20 protein-coding genes and 1 pseudogene are annotated in these 23,453 nt (G+C 57.2%); 11 read left to right on the top strand and 10 right to left on the bottom strand.

Annotated elements, in window-relative coordinates; translation table 11 throughout:
• Positions 1-402 precede the first annotated feature (402 nt).
• Positions 403-840: a hypothetical protein gene (locus RHM56_RS04930; RefSeq protein ID WP_322239143.1), complete on the bottom strand. Its 438-nt coding sequence runs from the start codon at positions 838-840 to the stop codon at positions 403-405.
• A 116-nt stretch (positions 841-956) separates the two neighbouring features.
• Here RHM56_RS04930 and RHM56_RS04925 point away from each other — a divergent pair, with 116 nt between their 5' ends.
• Positions 957-1,397, top strand: coding sequence for a universal stress protein (locus RHM56_RS04925; protein ID WP_322241706.1), 441 nt, complete (start codon positions 957-959; stop codon positions 1,395-1,397).
• 77 nt (positions 1,398-1,474) lie between these two features.
• Here the strand turns inward: RHM56_RS04925 and RHM56_RS04920 are convergent, their stop codons facing one another.
• Positions 1,475-3,391 carry an ATP-binding cassette domain-containing protein gene (locus RHM56_RS04920; protein ID WP_322239141.1) on the bottom strand — a complete coding sequence of 639 codons (1,917 nt, stop codon included), beginning with the start codon at positions 3,389-3,391 and terminating at the stop codon, positions 1,475-1,477.
• A 214-nt stretch (positions 3,392-3,605) separates the two neighbouring features.
• Here RHM56_RS04920 and RHM56_RS04915 point away from each other — a divergent pair, with 214 nt between their 5' ends.
• Positions 3,606-5,534, top strand: coding sequence for a transglycosylase SLT domain-containing protein (locus RHM56_RS04915; RefSeq protein WP_322239139.1), 1,929 nt, complete (start codon positions 3,606-3,608; stop codon positions 5,532-5,534).
• A gap of 105 nt (positions 5,535-5,639) precedes the next feature.
• Here the strand turns inward: RHM56_RS04915 and RHM56_RS04910 are convergent, their stop codons facing one another.
• The 5 genes from RHM56_RS04910 to moaB form a co-directional block, all read right to left on the bottom strand.
• Complete coding sequence (locus tag RHM56_RS04910) at positions 5,640-6,446, bottom strand: MOSC domain-containing protein (RefSeq protein WP_322239137.1); 807 nt, start codon at positions 6,444-6,446, stop codon at positions 5,640-5,642.
• 80 nt (positions 6,447-6,526) lie between these two features.
• A complete protein-coding gene (locus RHM56_RS04905; protein WP_322239135.1) occupies positions 6,527-7,462 on the bottom strand; it encodes a chemotaxis protein CheV in 936 nt (311 codons plus the stop codon).
• 110 nt (positions 7,463-7,572) lie between these two features.
• Positions 7,573-8,472, bottom strand: coding sequence for a lipid kinase YegS (yegS, locus tag RHM56_RS04900; RefSeq protein ID WP_322239133.1), 900 nt, complete (start codon positions 8,470-8,472; stop codon positions 7,573-7,575).
• Positions 8,473-8,613: 141 nt separating this feature from the next.
• On the bottom strand, positions 8,614-9,840 hold the full coding sequence (gene glp, locus RHM56_RS04895; RefSeq protein WP_322239131.1) for a gephyrin-like molybdotransferase Glp: 1,227 nt from the start codon (positions 9,838-9,840) through the stop codon (positions 8,614-8,616).
• Positions 9,824-10,363, bottom strand: a complete 540-nt coding sequence (gene moaB, locus RHM56_RS04890) for a molybdenum cofactor biosynthesis protein B (RefSeq protein ID WP_322239129.1) — start codon at positions 10,361-10,363, stop codon at positions 9,824-9,826. Before moaB ends, glp begins: the two co-directional genes overlap by 17 nt.
• Before the next feature lie 78 nt (positions 10,364-10,441).
• On the opposite strand from moaB, the gene mobA reads away from it, so the two are divergent.
• Both mobA and RHM56_RS04880 read left to right on the top strand, forming a co-directional pair.
• On the top strand, positions 10,442-11,011 hold the full coding sequence (mobA, locus tag RHM56_RS04885) for a molybdenum cofactor guanylyltransferase MobA (protein ID WP_322239127.1): 570 nt from the start codon (positions 10,442-10,444) through the stop codon (positions 11,009-11,011).
• 104 nt (positions 11,012-11,115) lie between these two features.
• The gene (locus tag RHM56_RS04880; RefSeq protein ID WP_026014075.1) at positions 11,116-11,337 is read left to right on the top strand and encodes a YgdI/YgdR family lipoprotein; all 222 of its coding nucleotides are present in this window, start codon (positions 11,116-11,118) and stop codon (positions 11,335-11,337) included.
• Positions 11,338-11,405: 68 nt separating this feature from the next.
• Here RHM56_RS04880 and RHM56_RS04875 read toward each other — a convergent pair whose 3' ends face one another.
• The 3 genes from RHM56_RS04875 to RHM56_RS04865 all read right to left on the bottom strand — a co-directional run bounded on the left by RHM56_RS04875 (position 11,406) and on the right by RHM56_RS04865 (position 14,069).
• Positions 11,406-12,692: an OmpP1/FadL family transporter gene (locus tag RHM56_RS04875; RefSeq protein WP_322239125.1), complete on the bottom strand. Its 1,287-nt coding sequence runs from the start codon at positions 12,690-12,692 to the stop codon at positions 11,406-11,408.
• 190 nt (positions 12,693-12,882) lie between these two features.
• Positions 12,883-13,773, bottom strand: coding sequence for a pseudouridine synthase (locus tag RHM56_RS04870; protein WP_322239123.1), 891 nt, complete (start codon positions 13,771-13,773; stop codon positions 12,883-12,885).
• Positions 13,774-13,829: 56 nt separating this feature from the next.
• Complete coding sequence (locus RHM56_RS04865; protein WP_322239121.1) at positions 13,830-14,069, bottom strand: glutaredoxin family protein; 240 nt, start codon at positions 14,067-14,069, stop codon at positions 13,830-13,832.
• Positions 14,070-14,323: 254 nt separating this feature from the next.
• On the opposite strand from RHM56_RS04865, the gene RHM56_RS04860 reads away from it, so the two are divergent.
• The 7 genes and pseudogenes from RHM56_RS04860 (at position 14,324) to RHM56_RS04830 (ending at position 23,424) form a co-directional block, all read left to right on the top strand.
• The gene (locus RHM56_RS04860; RefSeq protein ID WP_322239119.1) at positions 14,324-16,060 is read left to right on the top strand and encodes a monovalent cation:proton antiporter-2 (CPA2) family protein; all 1,737 of its coding nucleotides are present in this window, start codon (positions 14,324-14,326) and stop codon (positions 16,058-16,060) included.
• Positions 16,061-16,218: 158 nt separating this feature from the next.
• Positions 16,219-16,533, top strand: a complete 315-nt coding sequence (locus RHM56_RS04855; protein ID WP_322239117.1) for a YqjD family protein — start codon at positions 16,219-16,221, stop codon at positions 16,531-16,533.
• Position 16,534: 1 nt separating this feature from the next.
• Positions 16,535-16,909 carry a phage holin family protein gene (locus RHM56_RS04850; protein WP_322239115.1) on the top strand — a complete coding sequence of 125 codons (375 nt, stop codon included), beginning with the start codon at positions 16,535-16,537 and terminating at the stop codon, positions 16,907-16,909.
• Positions 16,906-17,247: a hypothetical protein gene (locus tag RHM56_RS04845; protein ID WP_322239113.1), complete on the top strand. Its 342-nt coding sequence runs from the start codon at positions 16,906-16,908 to the stop codon at positions 17,245-17,247. Before RHM56_RS04850 ends, RHM56_RS04845 begins: the two co-directional genes overlap by 4 nt.
• A gap of 189 nt (positions 17,248-17,436) precedes the next feature.
• Entirely contained in the window at positions 17,437-18,768 is a 1,332-nt protein-coding gene (locus RHM56_RS04840) for a deoxyguanosinetriphosphate triphosphohydrolase (RefSeq protein WP_322239111.1), read from the top strand.
• Between the two features lie 398 nt (positions 18,769-19,166).
• On the top strand, positions 19,167-19,793 hold the full coding sequence (locus RHM56_RS04835; protein WP_322239109.1) for a response regulator transcription factor: 627 nt from the start codon (positions 19,167-19,169) through the stop codon (positions 19,791-19,793).
• An 8-nt stretch (positions 19,794-19,801) separates the two neighbouring features.
• Positions 19,802-23,424 (top strand): annotated as a pseudogene (locus RHM56_RS04830) (transporter substrate-binding domain-containing protein).
• Positions 23,425-23,453: the final 29 nt, after the last annotated feature.

Below are 23,453 nucleotides of genomic sequence, written 5' to 3'. Positions count from 1 at the left end.
TAGCGTCTGGCTGTCATTGACCTTTGCGCCAATGTTGATGCCAATCCGCCAGGCACACCCGCCAACGCGATAATCGGGGTTCTGCGAGCGTCATCTGACAAGACAAACACTCGATTCATACGCCCGTTTGATTTGGGTGTGGACACCTTCACGGAAAAGCCACTGATTGTCAATTGTCCAAAACAACGATGACAAAACGACTCGCCAGTCAGTTTTAAACCCGCAAAAGAGCAAAGAAGGATAGACAGGGTTTTTGCACAACGGCGGTCAAGCGTAATTCTTGTGGGCGGCAAGACCTGTGGGAGCCTGGCTTGCCAGCGATTGGATCGACGCGGTGCAGCAGACAAACCGTGGCGTCAGCATCGCTGGCAAGCCAGGCTCCCACAGAGGATACAGACAGGCTTACGCCAAGGCTTTAAGCACTTGATCAATGGCTTGCAGGACTTCTGGCTCACCCTTCTCGCCCCAATACAGTGCAATCATTTGGGCGCCAGCTTCGACCTTGTACACATTCGCTGGCAACTTTTTGAACTGTGCCAACAGACGCTCATCGACACATTCTTCACGCCACTGATTGACCCATATTCCTGGCGATGATTGCCAATAGCACCATGTTTCAGGTTTAGTACTGCGCCGCGGGCGATGGAATTGCGCGCAGGAGCCCGGCGGCTCAGGTTCTAGCCAATGCGGCCATTCCTGGCTCGCCAGTTGCATTGCCAAACCCATGCGCCGCGCCTCCATGCGCAATGCCATTCGACCACTCTGGCGACGCGAAGGACGCAGCCATGCCAAAGGGCTCAGAACCAGCGCCAGGATTGACACCACTATCCATACCGTCATATTTCTACTCTCATTACCTGATAAACGAGTTGACCCCGGCCCAAGCCAAGCCCCTACAAAGGGGCCATACTCATAACTAATCGCCATTTACAGGAGCGCTTCACATGACCTCGCCGATGCCCTACAAACATATTTTGGTTGCCGTCGACCTGACCGAAGAATGCGACCCGGTAATTTATCGCGCCAGCGCCAGCGCTGAAGCCAACAATGCAAAGCTGTCACTCATCCATATCGTCGAGCCGATGGCAATGGCCTTTGGCGGCGACGTTCCGATGGACCTGTCGCAGTTGCAGCAACAACAATTCGATCAAGCCAAAGCACGCCTTGAGCGGTTGATAGACATATACCCGCAACTGTCCAAAGATAACTGCCATCTGGAATATGGCCAGCCACGCCAGGAAATCCATGGCTTCGCTAAAGAGCACGGCTGCGAACTGATTGTGGTCGGCAGTCATGGCCGCCACGGCCTGGCATTGCTGCTGGGCTCCACCGCCAATGACGTTTTGCATGGCGCACCGTGCGACGTATTGGCCGTTAGCCTGAAAAAAGCCGAATAAGATCCCCGTCCGGCAACAGCAAAAAAGCCCGACCCTTGATTAAAGGGCCGGGCTTTTTCATTTCAGCTAACGGTCAATCAGGCATCCAGCTCAGCCCAACGCTCAACCAATTGCTCAAGCTCGGCTTGCAGCTTTTCCAGCTTGGCGATCACTTCGGCCGTTTGCGCAGCAGGACGCTGATAAAAATCCGCTTTCGCCATGTCAGCTTCAACGGCAGCGATGGCCTGTTCTTTGGCGTCGATGTCACCCGGCAACGCTTCCAGCTCGCGCTGCAGCTTGTAGCTGAGTTTCTTCTTTGCCGCAGGTGCAGGCTGTGCAGCGGCCTGAGCCGGTGCTGCCGTCACCACCGCCGAGTTCAAGTCAGCTTTGCCGGACTTGCTCTCGGTGACGCCCAACAAGCGCGGCGAACCGCCCTGACGCAGCCAGTCCTGATAACCGCCCACGTATTCACGCACCTTGCCTTCACCTTCGAAGACCAGGGTGCTGGTGACCACGTTGTCGAGGAATGCCCGGTCGTGGCTAACCATTAGCACGGTGCCCTGGAAGGTCAGCAACACTTCTTCCAACAGCTCCAGAGTTTCAACGTCCAGGTCGTTGGTCGGCTCGTCGAGGACCAGCAGGTTCGCTGGCTTACTGAACAATTTGGCCAGCAACAAACGCGCACGCTCACCACCCGACAGCGCCTTGACCGGCGTGCGGGCACGCTGCGGGCTGAACAGGAAGTCACCCAAGTAGCTGAGGACGTGGCGGCTTTGACCATCGATGTCGATAAAGTCGCGGCCTTCCGCAACGTTGTCGATCACGGTTTTTTCCAGGTCCAACTGGTGACGCAACTGGTCGAAGTACGCCACGTCGATGCGCGTGCCCTCTTCCACTTTGCCGTCGGTCGGTTGCAGACCGCCCAGCATCAGCTTCAACAGTGTGGTTTTGCCCGTACCGTTTGCGCCCAGCAGACCGATACGGTCGCCACGTTGCAGGACCATCGAGAAGTCCTTGATCAGGAACGGACCGTTCGGGTGAGCAAAGCTGACGTTTTCCAGCACCATCACTTGCTTGCCGGACTTGTCGGCCGTGTCGAGCAAGATATTGGCCTTGCCGGTACGCTCACGACGCTCGCTGCGCTCTACTCGCAAGGCTTTCAAGGCGCGAACGCGACCTTCGTTACGGGTACGACGGGCCTTGATGCCCTGACGGATCCACACTTCTTCCTGAGCCAGGCGCTTGTCGAACAAGGCGTTGGCGGTTTCTTCTGCCGCCAGGGTGGCTTCCTTGTGTACCAGGAAGCTGGCGTAGTCGCCATTCCAGTCGATCAGGCCGCCACGGTCCAATTCCAGAATCCGGGTGGCCAGGTTCTGCAAGAAGGAACGGTCATGCGTGATGAACAGAACAGCGCCCTGGAAGTCCTTCAAGGCCTCTTCCAGCCACGCGATTGCGCCGATGTCCAAGTGGTTGGTCGGTTCGTCGAGCAGCAGCAGGTCCGGTTCGGAAACCAGTGCTTGCGCCAGCAGGACGCGGCGACGCCAACCACCGGACAATTCGGCGAGGGTTTTGTCTGCCGGCAACTGCAAGCGGCTCAGGGTGCTGTCGACCAATTGCTGCAAGCGCCAGCCGTCACGGGCTTCAAGGTCTTGCTGGACATGCATCAGTTTGTCCAGGTCGGCATCGGTAACGATGTTCTGGCTGAGGTGATGGTACTGAGCCAGCAACTCGCCGACACCGTCCAGGCCTTCGGCTACAACGTCGAACACGGTCCGCCCGTCGGCCACCGGCAACTCTTGCGGCAATTCGCCAATCTTGAGGCCGGGTGCGCGCCAGACAGAGCCGTCGTCGGGCTTCTGATCACCTTTTACCAGCTTCATCATGCTGGACTTGCCGGTGCCGTTGCGGCCGATGATGCACACCCGCTCTCCACGGGCGATCTGCCAGGACACCTTGTCCAACAACGGCGTAGAGCCGAAAGCAAGGGACACATCGCTGAATTTGAGCAGGGTCATGAGCTTCTCCAAAAACTGGGCGCGCATTCTACCTGATTTGAGCCCGCAGGCGGCCGGGTATTTCTTGTACGGGCGCGCCAGCCTCTCATTTAGTAGCAAGTTGCACCGGTTGGCTGGCAAGGCTTTCACGGCTCGCTGGCAAAAGGCTAAGCTACGAGGCAATCAGTGCGGTCCACCCTGCACTTGTCGTGATCTTTACCTGTACGGAAGCCTCATGCGCAGTCGTCTTTTCAACTTTTTATCCTGCCTGCTTCTCACCAGCTGCGCCGTGCAATCCACGCTGGCCGCAGACCTGACTCAACAACGCCAACTCTACGACAACGCTAAACGCGCTTTGGCCAAAGGTGACTCCGGCCCTTATTTTCAAAATGCCACTGCCCTGCGCAGTTACCCACTGACCCCTTATCTGGCGTATGACGAGCTGACCGCCCGCCTGAAATCCGCCAGCAACACCGAAATCGAGCAGTTTTTGGCTGAGCATGGCGACCTGCCGCAAGCCAACTGGATGAAACTGCGCTGGCTGCGTTGGCTGGCAGACCGTGGCGACTGGGCCACCTTCGCCAAGTACTACGACCCTAAGCTCAATTTCACCGAACTCGATTGCCTCAACGGCCAGTATCAGCTCAACCACAACCTCAAGGCCGAAGGGTATGCCAGCGCCGAGAAGCTCTGGCTGGTTGGCAAGGCACAACCAGCCGCCTGTGATGCGCTGTTCAGCCAATGGGCCGCTGAAGGCCAATTGACCGAGCAAAAACGCTGGCAGCGGGTCAAGCTGGCCGCCGAAGCACGCAATTACGGGCTGGCCACCTCGCTGGCCAGTGGCCTTACTACCTTGGGCCCACAAGCCAAGATCATGATCGACGTGGCACAGAAGCCCGACATGCTCAGCCAGCCGTCACGCTTTGCCCCGGCCAGTGAGGCCATGTCGGACGCGGTCGGCCTTGGCCTACGACGCCTGGCACGCCAAGACCCGGAAAAGGCTGCGGCACTGCTCGACACCTACGCCACTAACATGCACTTTTCTCGTGACGAAAAAGTGTCCATTGCCCGAGAAATCGGCCTGACGTTCGCCCGCCGTTACGACAGCCGCGGCCTGGACATCATGACCCAGTACGACCCGGAGTTGCGTGACAACACCGTCACCGAATGGCGCCTGCGCCTGCTGCTGCGCCTTGCGCGCTGGGAAGACGCCTACCAGCTGACCAAAAAGCTGCCGCAAGACCTGGCAACTACCAACCGCTGGCGTTACTGGCAAGCGCGCAGCCTGGAACTGGCCGAACCGAAAAACCCGCAAGCGCTGGTGCTGCTGAAAAACGTCGCCAAGGAACGTGACTTCTACGGCTTCCTGGCCGCTGATCGGGCGCAAACCCCTTATCAGCTCAACAACAGACCGCTGATGCTCAGCCCGCAACTGGTCAACAAAGTGCGCAACACACCGGGCGTGCAGCGTGCTTTGGAGTTCCATGCACGCGGCCAAGTGGTGGATGGTCGGCGCGAATGGTATTACGTCAGCCGCCATTTCAATCGCGACGAAATGGTCGCCCAGGCCAAGCTGGCCTACGACCTGAAGTGGTATTTCCCGGCCATCCGCACCATCAGTCAGGCGCAATATTGGGACGACCTGGATATTCGTTTCCCGATGGCGCATCGCGACACTCTGGTGCGCGAAGCCAAAGTGCGCGGGCTGCACTCAAGCTGGGTGTTCGCTATTACGCGTCAGGAAAGTGCCTTTATGGACGACGCCCGTTCCGGTGTCGGCGCCAGCGGCTTGATGCAATTGATGCCAGCTACCGCCAAAGAGACTGCACGCAAGTTCAGCATCCCGCTGGCCTCGCCGCAACAAGTGCTGGACCCGGACAAAAATATCCAGCTCGGCGCCGCTTACCTGAGCCAGGTACATGGTCAGTTCAACGGCAACCGGGTGCTCGCATCTGCCGCCTATAACGCAGGGCCGGGCCGTGTCCGTCAGTGGCTCAAAGGTGCGAACCACTTAGGCTTTGATGTCTGGATTGAAAGCATTCCGTTCGACGAAACCCGCCAATACGTGCAAAACGTATTGTCTTATTCGGTGATCTACGGACAGAAACTCAACGTGCCACAGCCGCTGGTGGACTGGCATGAACGTTATTTTGATGATCAGTAATCACTGAAACCTTGTAGGAGCGAGCTTGCCTCGCGATCTTTTGATCTTTAAAAAGATCGCGAGGCAAGCTCGCTCCTACAAGGGCAGTACCCGTTCAGATTCGGGTTATTCCAGGATCGTTACCGGCATCCCGACTTCCAGCACGCCCTCGCTGTCATTTACCAGGTTTTGCCCAAACATGGTGCCGTCTGCCTGTTTGCGATAGGTCATCAGGGTCGCCAGCGGTTCGCGACTGGCGTCACGCTCGCCGGTTTGCGGGTCGATGGTGGTCAGGATGCAACGCGAACACGGCTTGACCACACGAAACTCGACATCGCCAATGCGGATGCGCTTCCAGCCGTCTTCAGCAAACGCTTCGCCGCCTTCAATCACCAGATTGGGGCGAAAACGCAGCATCTCCATCGAGCGCCCGACCTTGCGGGAAATGTCATCGAGCGATGCCTGCCCAATCAACAGCAACGGATAGCCATCAGCGAATGCCACTTTGTCCTCGTCGTGCCCATACCCCGCTTCTGTCATGCGCGCACGCTCCACTGGCACGTGCACCAATCGCACCGGTTTTTCGATAAAGCGGCTTAACCACTGCGCGGCCTCATCCCCGGCATCCGGCACACGCAAGGTGTCACGCCAGATCGTAACTCCACGCAAATCCTGATCAGGATCGGGCAGTGCAACATCCAACGATTCAAAACCTCGTGCGCCCAAGGTCAGACCTCCGCCCGTATTCCACAGGGCAGACAGCTGGCTCATTTTGGGGTCAGCGCGCTGCGTCAGGAATCGCCCGCTCGCTTCGTCCACCAACATCCAGCGGCGGTCGCCGACCAGCCCCAACGTGTCGAGCCGGGCTTGAGACAGGCTTTCGCCTTTGCCGGATTTGAGTGGAAAACGATAAAGCGCATTTAGGCGAAGCATGGGGACAGCTCCCTGCGAGGTAAAAAAAGCCACAGTATACGAGCCGCCAGCCCCTGCAAAGATCCGCTATTTGCGTCGAATCAGGCAGACACTTCATCCAGCATCAAGCGCTGACGTACGACATCAACCAATTTATCCGGCTGGAATTTGGAGAGGAAATTGTCACACCCGACTTTTTTCACCATCGACTCATTGAAGCTGCCCGACAACGAGGTGTGCAGCACCACGTACAGATCGCGCAAACGCGGGTCGTTACGAATTTCAGTGGTCAGGCGGTAGCCGTCCATCTCCGGCATTTCGGCATCAGTGAACACCATCAGCAATTTGTCGGTCATCACCTGCCCCGAATCGGCCCAGCGCTTGAGCAGGGTCAAGGCCTTGAGGCCGTCACTGGCGATGTGCATTTTGATGTCAAGCTGCGAGAGCGTTTCGCGCAACTGCGCCAAGGCCACGCTGGAGTCGTCGACCAGCAGCACTTCACGTCCACGGGCGCGCTCCAGCACCGGATCGTCAAGCTTCTCGCGCGAAACCCTGGCGTTGTACGGCACGATCTCGGCCAGCACTTTTTCCACGTCAATGATCTCGACCAACTGCTCATCAACCTTGCTGATGGCGGTCAAATAATGCTGGCGCCCGGCGCTGCTCGGCGGCGGCAAAATGGCTTCCCAGTTCATGTTGACGATCCGGTCCACGCTGCCGACCAGAAACGCCTGAATCGAACGGTTGTACTCAGTCACGATAATCGTGCTGTCTGGCCCCGGCACCACCGGCCGCATGCCGATGGCCTGAGACAGGTCGATCACCGGCAGCGTCTTGCCACGCAGATTGACCACCCCGCAGACATGCGGGTGGCGATGCGGCATCAAGGTCAGTTTTGGCAGTTGCAACACCTCTTGCACCTTGAACACGTTGATCGCGAACAACTGCCGTCCCGCAAGGCGAAACATAAGAAGTTCCAGTCGATTTTCACCGACCAGCTGCGTTCGCTGGTCTACCGTGTCGAGAATGCCGGCCATAGAGGGTTCCTGGGCGTAGGTGCTAAAGATCCAAGGCTATCGACCCCATGCACCGATACTTGACCCCGTAAAACGCCTGCCGACAAAAATAATGGCCATCTGACATCCTTTTAACGCTCAAGACTCAGCAGAGGCGATGCTTCAGGCAAGTGCACCCGCAGAGCGCCTTTACGTACGCTAAAGCGCAAGGCCTCGCCGGATAACGGCTCACCATCCAGGTTGAGCGACAAGCCTTGAGCCGTCTTGATCTCAACCCATGGCAGGCGCGCCCGCACGAACAGGTTATCCAGCCCCCAGCCACCAGCCATGAGGTTTTTAAGGGTCCCCACCACCTCTTGCGGGGCCGGCAAGATACTCACATCCAGCAGCCCGTCATCGGCCAGCGCCTCTGGACACAACTCATGCCCGCCGCCCGCCTGACGTCCATTGCCGATTCCCAGCGCCAGCAACTCACCTTGCCAGTGAAAATCCGGACCTTGCAGCTCTGCATACGCTGCCTGCAACTCGCTGAAACGCGACAGGCCCGTAAACAGATAGGCGGCACCGCCGAGGACTTTTTTCAGGTCTTCGGAAGTATTGGCGGTGACCTGACTGCCAAAGCCCCCCGTGGCCATATTCAAAAAGTACTGCCCGCCGACTTCGCCCAAGTCAATTTCCCGAGCCGGAACATCCAGCAAGGCCAGGGCTTCGCCAGGCTCCAGAGAAACACCCGCAGCACGGGCAAAGTCATTGGCCGTGCCCAGCGGCAACAGCACCAGACTGGCCGTGGTGTCCGCCAGCGCCATGGCTTCGGCAATATCGCGCAAAGTGCCATCCCCCCCACCGGCAATCAACTGGGTATAGCCCGCCGCAAGTGCCTCGTGCACCAGGCGCTGAGCATCACCGGCCTCCCAGGTCAGGCGCACCGCCAACTCGCGCCCCATTGAACGTTGCTGCTCAACCGCCGCCCGAACGCCCTCGTTCATCGCTTGCTTGCCGTGCAAAATCAAAAATGCTTTACCTGCACTCATGCGTCATCTCCTGATGAGTCTGATTTTTTTTGGACAACGGCCCGTCAAGAAAGACCCAATTTTCGTGATTTATTTGCCAAACAACCTCTCGCGGGCGTCAACGAGTCGATCAATGCGTCGCAGAGAATGAGGTGCGCAGGCTTAGCCCAGCACTTCACTCAACGGGATGAACCCAACCCAATCACCTTCGACCAGCGTGCTGTGTTCGAGCACTTCGACCAGCCCCTCAGCCCAGGCGGCGCTGCGCAAAACACCCGAACTCTGGTTTTTGTAAATGATGGCGCGGCCTTGCTCCAATCGGCCGCGCAGGTATTCGCGGCGATTGCCCGGTTTGGGCCAGACAAACCCGGCTGGCACCTGAAACTTCAGCGGCTCAACCGTTTGCACGCCCTGACGGCGCAGCAGATAGGGCCGGGCCAATAGGGCAAACGTGACCAGGGTCGAAGCTGGATTACCCGGCAAGCCAATCACCGGCACGCCACGAAAATGCCCGAAGGTCAGGGGCTTTCCGGGCTTTATGGCCAGTTTCCACAGGGCCAACTCGCCCTCTTCGCGCAGGGCTACCCCCAAAAAGTCCGCCTCGCCCACCGAAACGCCGCCCGTGGACAAAATCAGATCGACCGCGCCCAGTTCAGCCAAACGCTGTCGGGTCGCGGGCAGGTCATCGGGCAAGATCCCCGCATCGACCACTTCGCAGCCCATGCGCGTCAACCAACTGCACAGCAACACGCGGTTGCTGTTGTAGATCTGCCCCGGCCCCAGCGGCTGGCCCGGTTCGATCAATTCATCACCCGTCGACAGCACAGCGACCTTGGTACGACGAATCACGTGCAGGGTGGCGCACCCCAAAGACGCCGCCAGCCCTTGCTCGATAGGCCCCAAGCGCGTGCCGGCAGGCAGTACGATTTCGCCAGCCGTGGTTTCCTGACCCTGAGGGCGGATGTTCTGCCCCACGCTCAGCGCCTCGGTGAACAGCACCCGTTCATCAGCCTGGACCTGAGCGTTTTCCTGCATCTCGACGCAATCGGCACCCGCCGGGACCGGTGCCCCGGTGAAGATTCTCGCGCAGGTGCCAAGCGCCAAGGCCTCAGGCGCCTGGCCGGCGAAAATCCGCTGGCTGACGGGTAACGGCTCGCCGGTCCAATCGGCCAGGTTAAGTGCGTAACCGTCCATGGCACTGTTGGGCCACGGCGGCAAGTCCAGGGTTGCGATCAGGTCACTGGCCAGAACCCGACCATCACTCGCGGCCAAGGGCACTGACTCGCTGTCGCGGATCGGTGCGGCGTCGGCCAGCGCCAGTAATCGCTCAAGCGCTACTTCAACGGGCATCAGTTCACCCGTGCGCCCCGGCTTACCCACGGGTTTCACAGGCTGGCGCCTGCTTCAAGTGCGCGACAAAGTTGCAAGGCCGATGGCGAGCGTCCAGTTGCTCGGCCAAAATCCCGTCCCAGCCCGTGCGTACGGCATTGGTCGACCCCGGCAGGCAGCACACCAGAGTGCCGTTGGCCAAACCGGCCAAGGCCCGTGATTGCACAGTCGAGGTGCCAATGTCGGCCACCGATATCTGGCGGAACAATTCGCCAAAGCCATCCACGCGTTTATCCAGTAAACAGCTCACCGCTTCTGGCGTGCTGTCACGGGCGGTAAAACCGGTGCCGCCGGTGATCAGCACCACTTGAACCTCGTCATCGGCGATCCAGGTAGCAACCTGCGCGCGAATTTTATAAAGGTCATCCTTGAGCAGTACCCGCGCCGCCAAATGATGCCCGGCCTCGTTCAGGCGGTCGACAAAGACCTGTCCAGAGGTGTCGGTTTCCAGGGTGCGGGTATCGCTGACAGTCAAAACCGCGATGCTTAAAGGAACAAAAGGCGTATCAACCTTGGCTTTCATAGACGAGGTCCAGTTGTAGGAAAAACAGTGCGATGTTATATCACGCCCTTCTTTTACCTGGCTGAGCGGAGTCAACCCATGCACCCGTTTCACTGTTCGATCCTGCTGCTGGCCGGGGGCCGTGGCCAGCGCATGGGCGGTCAGGATAAAGGCCTGGTGACCTGGCAAGGCTTGCCGTTGATTGCCCATGTTCAACGGGCTGCACGCCCATTGACCGATGACCTGATCATTTCGTGCAATCGCAACCACGCCCAGTACGCCGCGTATGCCGATCATGTGGTCAGCGATGGCAACGATGATTTTGACGGGCCGCTGGCGGGCATTCGTGCAGGTTTGGCGGTTGCCCGGCACTCGCATCTGCTGGTGCTGCCGTGTGATGTACCCAAGGTCGACAGCGATCTGCTCAGCGCCCTGCTCGATACTGCCGCTCACTCACCGGATCAACCAGTCATGGTGCGTCAGGGCGAACACTGGGAGCCATTGTTCTGCGTCATTGCGACCGCATCGGCCCCGGCATTCGAGGCTGCTTGGCAAGCGGGCGAGCGCAGCCCGCGCAAAATCATGCTCCAGCTCAATGCACGAGCGCTGCAATGCGCCGAAAATGATCCACGGCTGAGTAACTTCAACACCGCGCACTTTCTTAAATAACATCACGCGCTGACCTTGTGACACTAGCCAAGGAACTTGCTGACGATGTATACGTCTCAAGGACAGTGATTACTATCAGCACTTATATTTGTTGGAGATAAACAATGACTCATCGGACTCTCGCCGCTCTTATGCTCACTGCTGGTCTGGCCGCCCTTGCTGGCTGTGCTTCGCCATCCGTGATCACGCTGAACGACGGCCGCGAAATCCAGACAGTCGATGCCCCTAAGTACGATGAAGCGTCGGGCTTCTACCAGTTCAAGCAATTGGACGGCAAAGCCACCCGCATCAACAAAGATCAGGTTCGCACCGTTAAAGAGCTGTAAGCCCTGGCGTTTACGCGCTTAAAACAAAACCCGCCTCGAGCGGGTTTTGTTTTTTTACAGACGCGCGATTAGAAGCGGTACGTCACCGAACCACCAAAGCCGTTAGCGCTGTTTTTATATTTGGCGTCGTAGGTCAGGCCCAATGCTGGCTGGTTGTCACGGACCTTGATCGGCTCCTCCTTAAGGTAGGAATAGGCAACGTCGAAGGTCAGGTTATCCACTGGCGTCCAGCCTGCACCCAGGCTGAATACCGTACGGTCGCCCGTAGGAATACGCACCGAGCGATCAGTGTTGTTGGTCGGGGTCTGGTCCACCGAGAAGCCGGTACGCAATACCAGTTGTTTATTGACCCGATACGCAGCACCGATGGCATGCGACCACGTGTCATGCCAGTTCTGCACCTCGGTGATGGCGTTCAGCCCGGCCAACGCGATGGCAGAATCGGACACACCCGAGTTATTGACGGTGATTTTCTTCAACTGGCTCCAGCGGGTGAAGGTACTGCCCGCATAGAGAGTCCAGTCATCGTTGAGTTGATGGGTCACGGAGAAGTCGACCGACGACGGTGTCGTGATGTTCAGCTTGGCGTCATAACGCTGCGGTCCGCCGTCCACCAAGTCTGTGAGAAAACCCGAAGCGTTTGTGTTGCCACTCAGGTGATAAACCACTTGCGAGTGGTAGGTCACACCGAAGCGAGTGCTGTCCAGCGCCTGAACCAACAGACCCGCGTTAAAACCGGTCGCGGTGTCGTCACCCTTGATCTTGACGGTTTCCGTACCCAGGCCAAACGCTGGCACTTTGGAATCCAGTTCGCCGCTGATGCGGTTGAACGTCGGGCCGAAACCTACCGAAACCTTGTCGTTGAAGGCATAGCTGACTGTCGGCTGGACCGTGATGACTTGAACCTTGCTTTTGTTGCCAAAGCCATTGCCCTGGAAGCTGTGTTCATAGTCGGTGACCAGGCCAAACGGCGCATAAATGCCCAGACCGAACGCCCAGTGTTCGTCAATCGGGGTCACCAGGTAGCCAAACGGCACGGCAATGCCGGGCACCATGTCGCCCTTGTTGGTACCCGGGATATCAGCACCAAACTGCGAGGAGCTCGCGTCCTTGATCGTGGATTTGGCATCGAGGTAGGTGGCGCCGAAGCTGACTTCATTGTGCTTGAGGCGGGACATACCGGCGGGGTTGCCATACACAGTGCTGGCATCGTCGGCAGAAGAGGATCGACCGGCATAGCCGGTCCCCATACTGCTGACACTTTGTTCGTTGAGGGCAAAACCACCGGCGAACAGTTGCGTGGAGGCACAGGCAATGGACAGCGCCAGAGCGCTTTTGAGAAGTTTTTTATTCATTATTAGAACTCGAATTGTTGGACAGCGCCGAGCACGCTATCAATCTTCGAGCAGGCTAATTATGAAGAGTTTTTAATGTTTGTTTATGTCCGACAATCATGATGCTTTCGACGACTTTGACTGGTTTTTCGGCCCTAACTAAGACTCTTAAGCCCGAATCTGACTGATCGGTTTCATGGCGCTACGGCCACTACCAATCCAGATGAATCCGACTCTCGAAAAAGCGTTCTTCACCGGTCAGCGGATCGGCAAAGCGCAAGCTCTGCGCCAGCAATTTCAGCGGTTTTGTGTAGTCGTCGACCGCGTCCTTGATCACGTCAGGATAAAACGGGTCATTGCAAATTCCCGCCCCCAGCGACGCCATGTGCACCCGCAGTTGATGTTTTTTACCCGTGACTGGGTACAGCGCGTAACGCCACACATCACCCGTTTTCTCACAGACCTCGACGCGAGTTTCGGTGTTACTGGCGCCAGGCCCTTCCTGCATGCGGAAAAACGGCTCGCCCTCCACCAAACGGCTTTTATGCACACGCGGCAACTCAAGCTCAGGCAAAGCGCGGGCAATGGCTTCGTAGCGCTTATCGATCTTGCGCGTGGGAAATAACGACTGATACGCCGAACGACTGGCCGGATTGGCCGAAAACAACACCAGGCCAGCGGTATGCCGGTCGATACGGTGCAGCGGCACCAGATGCGGGTTGTCCAGCGTACGGATCAGGCGACGCAGCAACGTCTGTTCAACGTATTCGCCCGCCGGGGTCACGGGCAGAAAATGCGGTTTGTCCGCCACCACCAGATGCTCGTCGGCATACAGGATGGTTTCATGCACCGGGATCGGTGTCTCGTTGGGCACTTCACGAAAATAGTGAATGCGCAGGCCTTCTTTGTACGCCAGTTGCGGGCTGATCGGCGCCCCGTTGGCGTCCAGCACGCGGCCCCGGGCCATTCGGTCAAGCCATTGCTCACGGCTGATGGCCCGAAAGTGCTCGCACAAGCAATCGAGCACTGTCAGCCAGGCGCCCGGCGGCAGATACAACGTGCTGGCTTGGTGCTCGGCGGCGTTAAACAGCTCGGTCGACATAAGACACTCTGGACAGAAAATGCAGCCCGCGATTATCGCGCACAGAGCGCCGAGGTCTATAGCAGAAAGTGCTTCACCTGCTCCGTATCAAATGGCCAGTCCAGCTCCAGGCCTGTATCCACACGGCGCAACACAGGAATGCGCAAGCCGTAGGCTGCAACGGTCTGCTCGCTGTCCGCAATGTCGACCAGCTCAACCATCAACCCGCCGTCGTAGACCAAAGGCATCACGACGTCTTCGGCCAGCTCACACAAATGGCAACCCAAGGTGCCGAACAACTGACATTCGGGCAGCATCAATAATGACCTTCCATAAAATAGGCGTGCATTTTAGGAGCCTTGCCCGAACACGTCGACCCGTTTGCGAGCATCACCCAACCCATGGTGCTCAACAATACAATCGCTCTACAGCACCGCTTGCGACTACGCTTGCCCAGCATCTTGCGATTAAATCTGACGATTACCGGCCTGGCTGACGTGCATCAGCGTCCCTCACGCCCAATTGCTGGATGCTCGCGGCTTTTTTATTCGAACCGACAAGGAAGACTTTCGTGTTTGCCAATTTGTTAATCATCCTTGCCTCGTCACTGGTCGTCATTGCCCTGTTTCGACGCCTGCAACTGCCGCCGGTACTGGGTTATTTGTGTGTCGGCCTGTTCATTGGCCCGACCGCACTGAACTGGGTCAATGACAGCCCGGACCTGCCTGACCTCGGCGAGTTGGGGGTGGTGTTTCTCCTGTTTTCGCTGGGGCTGGAGTTTTCGCTGCCCAAGATGCTCAAGCTGCGGCGCGTGGTGTTTGGCCTCGGCAGTTTGCAGGTTTTAGGCACGACCGTGGTGCTGGGCGGGCTGCTGTATGCCTTTGGGATGAGCCCCAACAGCGCACTGCTACTCGGCGCCGGGCTTGCCTTGTCGTCCACCGCCATCGTCAGCAAAGAACTGACCAGCCTCGGGGAAATTTTCAGTCGTCACGGCCAGAACGCTATTGGCGTGCTGCTGTTTCAGGACGTCGTCGCGGTCTTGCTGCTGACGCTGGTGCCCGTGTTTGCGGGCAGCAGCGACCAAGCCTGGTATTGGGCACTGCCGACGACCTTGGGCAAAACTGTGATTTTGTTTGTCGGTCTGCTCATCACCAGCCGCTTGCTGTTGCCGCGACTGTTCCATGAAGTGGCGGCCTCGCGTTCTGCCGAGCTGTTTGTGTTGCTGGCCCTGGTGATCGTGCTGGTCACCGCATGGCTCACCCATTTACTGGGGCTGTCCCCCGCGCTGGGCGCGTTCCTGGCGGGCATGCTGCTGGGAGAGAGCCATTACCGGCATCAGATTGAAGCCGATATCCGGCCCTTTCGCGACATTCTGCTGGGGCTGTTTTTCGTCAGCATTGGCATGCTCATCGACCTGCAATTGTTCCTGCACCACGGCTTCCTGATTCTGGGCCTCACGCTGGCCCTGATGCTGATCAAGGGCTGTGTGGTGGCGATTTTGGTCAAGCTGCGCGGCAGCGACGCAGAAACCGCGTGGCGAAGCGGCCTGGCACTGGCTCAAGGCGGTGAATTCTGCTTTGCACTGATGGCACAAATGCAGCTCAACGCGCTGATCCCGTCCGAAGACGCTCCTTATTTGCTGGCGGCCACCTTCTGTTCGATGCTGCTGACCCCCTTGCTGCTGCGCGCCGCGCCGCAAATCGCTGCCAGCCTGCACCACAAGTCGAATGAAGAAGCCGAACTGGAAGAGATCGCCGCACAAAGTGCCGAGTTGCACGGGCACGTTGTGATCTGTGGCTATGGCCGTGTCGGTCAGTCCATCGGGCGTTTTCTACGCCGCGAAAACCAAGAATTTATCGCGCTGGACTACGACCCGGATCGAATTCAAGAGGCCACCAAAACCGAAAATTCGGTGCATTACGGCGACGCGCGTCGAGGTGATTTGCTCCGCGCTGTAGGCCTGGACCGCGCGCGCCTGCTGGTGATCGCGGTGGATAACAGCGATGTCGCAATGAGTGTGCTCAAAGAGGCCCGGCTGATCACTCTTGATGTGCCGGTACTGGTCAGAACCCGCGATGACAGCAAACTCGCCGAACTAAAAGCGGCCGGGGCCACCGAAGTGGTGCCCGAGTTGCTGGAGTCCAGCTTGATGTTGGCTTCACATGCCCTGATATTGCTCGGGCTGCCCGAAAAAACCGTGCGCCAGCGCGTGGATGAGGTGCGCCATAACCGCTATCACTTGCTCGAAGGCTGCTTTGAAACCCCCGACTCGCATGACGGGCCGGGTTTTCCCCGCGAAGGCGAATAATTTAAGGTAAGGTTTCGCGCCTCTTCGGTCTAAACGGTCTAGGCTCTGCGTTTCAGGGCATTGACCGTTCAGAGTCGTTACCTGAAGTGAAGAATTGCAGTGAACCTTCAGCGAATGCCTACACTCGAACCATCAAGAAGCCACACACGGAGTTAATCATGGCCCGCAAAACAGCAAAGAATGCTCAAGAAATCCTCAAGGCCGATTTCCAGGCCTTGGTCAGCGACACTGAACGCCTGCTGGAGCACAGTGCTTCGCTGGCTGGCGAACAGGCTGACGAATTGCGCGCCCAGATCAAGCTGAGCCTGCACAATGCCCGCGAATCGCTGGAACAGACCAAAGAGTCGTTGCAGGAACGTGGTGAAGCCGCCGTGACCGCCACTGAAGATTATGTTCAGGCAAACCCGTGGCAGTCCGTAGGCATTGCGGCCGGGGTCGGCTTTTTGATTGGCCTGCTGGCCACCCGGCGCTGATATGAGTAACGAAGAATCCGGCTCCCGCTCCTCACCGCGGCGCCTGGGTGCCGCGTTTCTGGGTCTGCTGCACAGCCACGTCGAGTTGCTGGGCATTGAACTGCAAGAACAAAAAGCGCGCACGGTCAGCCTGTTGTTGTTTGCCGGGCTGGCACTGGTATTCGGGCTGTTGTTGCTGATCGGTCTGTCGGCGCTGATATTGATTTTGCTTTGGGACAGTTACCGCCTGGCCGGCATTATCGGGCTTTGCGTGTTTTATGCACTGGCGGCGGTTTTCTGCGGCTTGCGCCTTAAAGCGGCGGTGTTCGATGAGTCCTCTCCTTTCAACGCCACGCTCGAAGAGCTGGCCAAAGACCGCGAGCGTTTGTTGCCATGAGCCTGCCTGAAATGCCGCAAAACCCCTCGCGCCGCGAAATGCGCAAAATGTTGATTCGCCTGCGCATGGAAATGCATCGCCAGGAGATTCGTCATGAAGCGCAGCAGCTCATGGAGCCGCTGCAAAAAATGCGCGGCATGACTACCAACTGGCAAGAAAACCTGGGAATCAAGCACGGACCGCTGTGGGGCGTCGGGCTTGTCACCCTGCTCGGTTTTTTGACCGGCAAAGGCGCTAAAAGCAAAGGCACTGGAGGCATGTCCCGTTTGATCGGGCTCACTACCAGCCTGTTGCCGCTGATCAAACTGGTTATCCAGGGATCATCGCGCAAGCCTTGAACGTCTGTTACCCCCCCTGTAGGAGCGAGCTTGCTCGCGATCTTTTGATCTTGAAAGATCGCGAGCAAGCTCGCTCCTACAGAAAATCCAGAACACACCCTCACGCCGTGATTTGAAACCTCGCACACCTTGCGTCATCCAACGTGAAGCGCGAAGCTGCGTCATCAGTCATTGACGGAGCACTGCGCCTTGGATTGGCAAACCCTGCTTAACCGCGAACGCCTTGGAAAACCTCACCATAGCCCCGAAGAGCTCGGGCGCAGTCCTTTCCACAAAGATCACGACCGGATTATTTTTTCTGGCGCCTTTCGCCGCCTGGGACGTAAAACCCAGGTGCACCCGGTCAACAGTAACGACCACATCCATACCCGGCTCACCCACTCGCTCGAAGTCAGTTGCGTGGGCCGCTCACTGGGTATGCGGGTCGGCGAAACCATTCGCAGCGCCCTGCCCGAATGGTGCGACCCCGCCGATCTGGGGATGGTGGTGCAATCTGCTTGCCTGGCCCACGACATCGGCAACCCGCCCTTTGGCCACTCCGGCGAGGACGCGATACGCAACTGGTTCCAGCAGGCCGCTGGCAAGGGTTGGCTGGATGACATGAGTGAGGCCGAGCGCAACGACTTCTTGAGTTTTGAAGGCAATGCACAAGGTTTCAGGGTGCTCACCCAACTTGAATATCATCAATTCGATGGCGGCACACGCCTGACCCACGCCACGCTGGGCACCTTTCTCAAGTACCCGTGGACAGCGCGCCATGCCGACTCTCTGGGGTACAAAAAGCATAAGTTCGGGTGTTATCAAAGTGAACTTCACCTGCTGGAAAATATTGCCCACAAACTGGGCCTGCCACAGATAGAGGATCAGCGCTGGGCACGCCATCCTCTGGTGTACCTGATGGAAGCGGCTGATGACATCTGCTACGCGCTGATCGACCTTGAAGACGGCCTGGAAATGGACCTGCTGCACTACGTCGAGGTCGAGTCACTGCTGCTGAATCTGGTGGGGGACGATTTACCTGAGACCTATCGCCAGCTCGGCCCCCAAGACTCGCAACGGCGCAAGCTGGCGATTCTGCGGGGCAAGGCCATTGAACACCTGACCAACGCCGCCGCCCGCGCCTTTGTCGAGCAGCAAGACGCACTGCTGGCCGGCAACTTGCCGGGGGATCTGGTCGAACACATGCACGGCACGGCCAAGCGCTGCGTGCTGGATGCCAAAGACATGGCGCGCAAAAAAATCTTCCAGGACAAACGCAAAACCCTGCATGAGATTGGCGCCTACACCACGCTGGAAATCTTGCTGAATGCCTTTTGCGGCGCGGCGCTGGAGCAACATGGCCAAAAAAGCCTGTCGTTCAAGAATCGACGCATTCTCGATTTGCTGGGCAATAACGCCCCTGCTCCGAATTGGTCACTGCATCGCTCGTTTATGCGCATCATCGACTTTATCGCGGGCATGACCGACAGCTATGCCACGCAGATGGCCAGAGAAATGACTGGCCGCTCCAGCCCCGTCTGAAGAGCGCCCCACCCTTATAAACAGGGTTAATCGCACCGCGCAACCGTCGCACGATTAACCCTGCTGTTTTAACGATCAGCATGACTATTCCAAACGTAAAGTCATGGCGCTCACGCACTTATTTCTTGACGAAAACAGCACAGAGCAAAGATAAAACATCGCGTAGGAATTTTCCTAATATAGCCAGGGATATATAAAACTACTTGCAACTCACCACCAAACAAACGATTCAGCACGATATTAAACAGCCTCTACCCATCAAACAAATCGTGAGTTCACGCCTTATTTAATGTAGGAATATTCCCATACTACGTTTGTAGGCTGCCCCCTTCGTGTTCCCGCTCATATATCTGAGCTAAGGTGCGCGCTTTCTATGCAGCTCTTTAAGGGGATTTAATATGAACACGATTTTTATTGTCGACGACCACCCGGTAATCCGTCTGGCTATTCGCATGTTGTTAGAACATGAGGGTTATGAAATAGTCGGCGAAACCGACAATGGCGTAGATGCGATGCAAATGATCCGCGAATGTGTCCCAGACCTGATCATTCTCGATATCAGCATTCCGAAACTCGACGGACTGGAAGTGTTAGCGCGTTTTAACGCAATGAATTCAACCCTTAAAACCCTGGTCCTGACGGCCCAGTCACCAGCCCTTTTTGCCATGCGTTGCATGCAATCGGGCGCGGCCGGTTATGTGTGTAAACAAGAGGAACTAAACGAACTTGTCAGCGCAATAAAAGCTGTATTTTCTGGCTACAATTACTTTCCCAGCCAAGCATTGACTCCTGAAAGACCAGGAGATGAAAACGCATCAGAGCTCGAATTATTCAAACTAGTGAACGACCGGGAACTCATGGTCCTGAAGCTGTTTGCACAAGGAAAAACTAACAAGGAAATAGCCACCGGAATGTTTCTTAGTAATAAAACCGTGAGCACTTATAAAAAACGGCTCATGCAAAAACTTAAAGCCAATTCCCTGGTCGACCTTATCGAATTGGCAAAACGCAACGCCTTAGTGTGAGAAACAGGATGCCCACGCGGTTAAATTACTACCTCTCTTTACTCGCAGGATTAATCCTGTGTACACCCGTGTTCGCCGAGTTACCCCGGACTGAAAGCTTTACCTTGCTCAGCCGCTCGGGCTCCTATCACATGGAAGTCCCGCTGGATAAACAACAGCGTTACTGGCTACAAGAAAAGCGTGAGCTGCGGGTCGGCACCTCCAACCCGGACTATCCGCCCTTTGACATGACCGTCAGCGGTCAAGACTACGAAGGTTTCACCGCTGATTACGTCGGCATCCTGGCCAAAGCCCTGAACGTGTCGATCAAGGTTCAACGCTTCCCTACTCGAGACGCCGCCATCAAGGCGCTTGAAGACGGCAGCATCGACTTGCTCGGCACGTCCAACGGTTTTGAAGCCGCTCACCCAAACCTGCTGCTTTCAATACCCTACGCCATCGACCAGCCGGTACTGGTCACCCGCGAGGGAGAGACTCGCCCGCTCTCTAAAGGTCTGGAAGGCCTGCGCTTGAGCATGGTTTACCACTACTTGCCACTGGAAGAGGTCAAGGCGCTCTATCCCAAAGCCATCATCCAGTCCTACCCGTCTTATCAAAACGCCATTAATTCAGTGGCGTTCGATCAGGCGGATGTCTTTTTGGGGGACACCCTCTCCACGCATTACATGATCAACAAGGGCTATCTGACAAACATCAAGATGGCTAATTTTGGCAAGCATGAAGCCTATGGTTTCAGCTTTGCTGTACGCCGCGACAACCCGCAACTGCTCAACATTATCAACGCCACTCTGCGCGCTGTTCCCAACAGCGAACGAGAGGCCATTGCCAAGCGCTGGAGCGCAGGCGGCGATCTGTTGCTGACCGACCAAAAACTCCAGCTCACTGAGCGTGAAGAACGCTGGTTGATCAAACACCCGGTCGTCAACGTGGTGGTCAATGAAACACTGGCGCCGCTGACCTTTTTTGATACCGAGGGCAATTTCAGGGGCATTACCGCTGATCTGCTGGAGGTTATTCGCCTGCGCACCGGACTGCGTTTCGAGATACAGCGCGAGCGCAGCCTCAACACCATGATTCACATGATCCAGCAGCACGATACCGACATTATCTCGGCCATCAGCCCGTCTGCTGCGCGAGAAGGCGCCCTGACCTTCAGCCGTCCTTATCTCGAAAACTCTTTTGTCTTGCTCAGTGCCAAAGGCGCTGAGCAACCCACCAGCCTCGACCAACTGGTCGGCAAACGCCTGGCCTTGACCCGGGGCAACCCCTTGACCGAGTACCTGCGCACAGAACACCCGCGGATCACGCTGGTCGAGACAGACGATATTTATCAAGCCACTGAGTTGCTGGCCGAAGGCAAAGTAGAAGGTGCGGTCAATACGCTGGTGATTGCCAACTACCTGCTCGCCTCGCAACTGTTTCAAGATCGATTGCAGATCAGCGCCACATTGGGCACTCAACCCGCGACGTTTTCTCTCGCTACCGCCCGCGATGCGCCCGAACTCGCCTCTATCCTCAACAAGGCACTGCTGAGCATTGCCCCCGATGAACTGAGGATCATCAACAGCCGCTGGCGCGGTTATGTCCCGGCCACTGACAGTTATTGGCGTAATTACCATCGCCTGATTTACCAGATCATTATTGGCACCAGCCTGTTGCTGCTGCTGTCGCTGGTCTGGAATGCCTACATGCGGCGCCAGATCAACCAGCGCAAAATGGCTGAACGCGCCCTCAGCGATCAGTTTGAATTCATGCGTGCACTGGTCAATGGCACGCCGCATCCCATTTATGTGCGTGACCGAGCCTGCATTCTGCAAACCTGCAACGACAGCTACCTGAGCGCCTTTTCAGCCAAGCGCGAAGACGTCATCGGCAAAGACGTGATGCAAACCCAAAGCATCCTCAACAATACCCATGAAGCCCATGACTATCAGGCTGACTACCTGAGGGTCATGCGTGAAGGCACCCCGCTTATCGTCGATCGTCCACTGCAGATCGGCGGCAAGACCCAAACCATCTACCACTGGATCCTGCCTTACCGCGATTCGCTGGGTGAAGTGCAAGGCATTATTGGCGGCTGGATCGATATCAGCGACCGGCGCCAACTGATGGATGAACTGCGCGCCGCCAAAGAGCAGGCGGATGACGCCAACCGGGCCAAAAGTACCTTTCTGGCAACCATGAGCCATGAAATCCGCACGCCGATGAACGCGGTCATCGGCATGCTGGAGCTGACCTTGAAACGTGCCGATACCGGTCATTTTGATCGCCCTTCGATCGAAGTCGCTTACAACTCGGCCAAAGACCTGCTGGAACTGATCGGAGAAATTCTCGACATCGCCCGGATTGAGTCCGGGCGACTTAACCTGAGCCCGGAGCGCGTCAATCTGCGTGAACTGGCCAACTCGGTCGTTCGGGTCTTCGATGGTCTGGCGCGACAAAAGAGCCTTAGCCTCTCGCTGATATTCAACCCGCTAGACAGTGAGCCCGACGTACTGATCGATCCGCTTCGCTTCAAACAGATCCTGACCAACCTGGTCAGCAACGCGATCAAGTTCACCGAACACGGCCAGGTCACGCTCCAACTCACTATGCTGCCTGCCGACACACCGGAGCAGATTGAGCGCAATTAAGCGTGACGGACACCGGTATCGGCATCAGTGAAGTCGATCAGGCGCGGTTGTTTGAACCCTTCTCTCAGGCCGAAAACAGTGGGCAACTGGCCCTCAGCGGTGCAGGCCTCGGCCTGGTGATCTGCCGCAGCCTGTGCGAAATGATGGGCGGCACGCTCAAGCTGAGCAGCCAGCCCAATGTCGGCACGCAGGTTCAAATCAGGCTTAAGGTGCCGTTTTTGAAGCCTTGCCTCGCAGCCATCACCCAAGAGCCCGTAATAACCCCCGCCGCTCGGCCATTGAACGTACTGGTGGTGGATGATCACCCGGCCAATCGTTTGTTGATGTGCCAGCAACTGGGCTTCCTGGGGCATCGTTTCACCACCGCTCACAATGGAGCAGCCGGGCTGGAACTGTGGAAGCAAGAGATGTTCGATCTGGTGATTGCAGACTGCAACATGCCGATCATGAACGGTTATGACTTGACCCGCGCTATCCGCCAGCACGAGCAAGACTCAGGCCGAGCGCACTGCACCATTCTGGGCTTTACAGCCAATGCGCAACCTGAAGAGCGCCAGCGGTGCAAGCTGGCCGGCATGGACGACTGCCTGTTTAAACCGATCAGCCTGATCCTGCTGAACCAGCGCCTGAGCGCACTTGAGCCACCACCCTGCGCAAAAGACATACTCAATGTTGAAGTTATCTACTCACTTGCCGGCAGAAATAACGCGCACTTAAAGCTGCTGCTTGAAGAGTTGGTACGCAGTAATCGGCTGGATCTCAAGGCGCTGCTTGAGCTGAACATCAAGGATGGGCTGGAGCCTTTTCAGGGTATTGCTCACCGAATAAAAGGCGCCGCGAGAATTGTCGGCGCTCACGACCTGATCCATCACTGCGATGAGCTCGAACAGGCCGAGTTGACGACACTCCAGGCCCGCAGCAATGCGGTACAGCACGCCATGCAAACACTTGAACGCGCATTGCTCCGCGAACTGGCCCGACTGACTGAAGGCACCTGAATCGTTACCCCGACCACAGGGCCAATTTA

This window comes from Pseudomonas sp. CCC3.1 (genome assembly GCF_034347405.1).
In the GTDB taxonomy this organism is placed as follows: Bacteria; Pseudomonadota; Gammaproteobacteria; order Pseudomonadales; family Pseudomonadaceae; genus Aquipseudomonas.
This window is presented reverse-complemented; position numbering and strand designations above follow the sequence as displayed.

Bases quoted from the DNA above. Each gene is read 5' to 3' on its own strand.
- RHM56_RS04930 (WP_322239143.1), bottom strand. From the start codon at position 840: ATGACGGTATGGATAGTGGTGTCAATCCTGGCGCTGGTTCTGAGCCCT.
- RHM56_RS04925 (WP_322241706.1), top strand. From the start codon at position 957: ATGCCCTACAAACATATTTTGGTTGCCGTCGACCTGACCGAAGAATGC.
- RHM56_RS04920 (WP_322239141.1), bottom strand. From the start codon at position 3,391: ATGACCCTGCTCAAATTCAGCGATGTGTCCCTTGCTTTCGGCTCTACG.
- RHM56_RS04915 (WP_322239139.1), top strand. From the start codon at position 3,606: ATGCGCAGTCGTCTTTTCAACTTTTTATCCTGCCTGCTTCTCACCAGC.
- RHM56_RS04910 (WP_322239137.1), bottom strand. From the start codon at position 6,446: ATGCTTCGCCTAAATGCGCTTTATCGTTTTCCACTCAAATCCGGCAAA.
- RHM56_RS04905 (WP_322239135.1), bottom strand. From the start codon at position 7,462: ATGGCCGGCATTCTCGACACGGTAGACCAGCGAACGCAGCTGGTCGGT.
- yegS (WP_322239133.1), bottom strand. From the start codon at position 8,472: ATGAGTGCAGGTAAAGCATTTTTGATTTTGCACGGCAAGCAAGCGATG.
- moaB (WP_322239129.1), bottom strand. From the start codon at position 10,363: ATGAAAGCCAAGGTTGATACGCCTTTTGTTCCTTTAAGCATCGCGGTT.
- mobA (WP_322239127.1), top strand. From the start codon at position 10,442: ATGCACCCGTTTCACTGTTCGATCCTGCTGCTGGCCGGGGGCCGTGGC.
- RHM56_RS04880 (WP_026014075.1), top strand. From the start codon at position 11,116: ATGACTCATCGGACTCTCGCCGCTCTTATGCTCACTGCTGGTCTGGCC.
- RHM56_RS04875 (WP_322239125.1), bottom strand. From the start codon at position 12,692: ATGAATAAAAAACTTCTCAAAAGCGCTCTGGCGCTGTCCATTGCCTGT.
- RHM56_RS04870 (WP_322239123.1), bottom strand. From the start codon at position 13,773: ATGTCGACCGAGCTGTTTAACGCCGCCGAGCACCAAGCCAGCACGTTG.
- RHM56_RS04865 (WP_322239121.1), bottom strand. From the start codon at position 14,069: ATGCTGCCCGAATGTCAGTTGTTCGGCACCTTGGGTTGCCATTTGTGT.
- RHM56_RS04855 (WP_322239117.1), top strand. From the start codon at position 16,219: ATGGCCCGCAAAACAGCAAAGAATGCTCAAGAAATCCTCAAGGCCGAT.
- RHM56_RS04850 (WP_322239115.1), top strand. From the start codon at position 16,535: ATGAGTAACGAAGAATCCGGCTCCCGCTCCTCACCGCGGCGCCTGGGT.
- RHM56_RS04845 (WP_322239113.1), top strand. From the start codon at position 16,906: ATGAGCCTGCCTGAAATGCCGCAAAACCCCTCGCGCCGCGAAATGCGC.
- RHM56_RS04835 (WP_322239109.1), top strand. From the start codon at position 19,167: ATGAACACGATTTTTATTGTCGACGACCACCCGGTAATCCGTCTGGCT.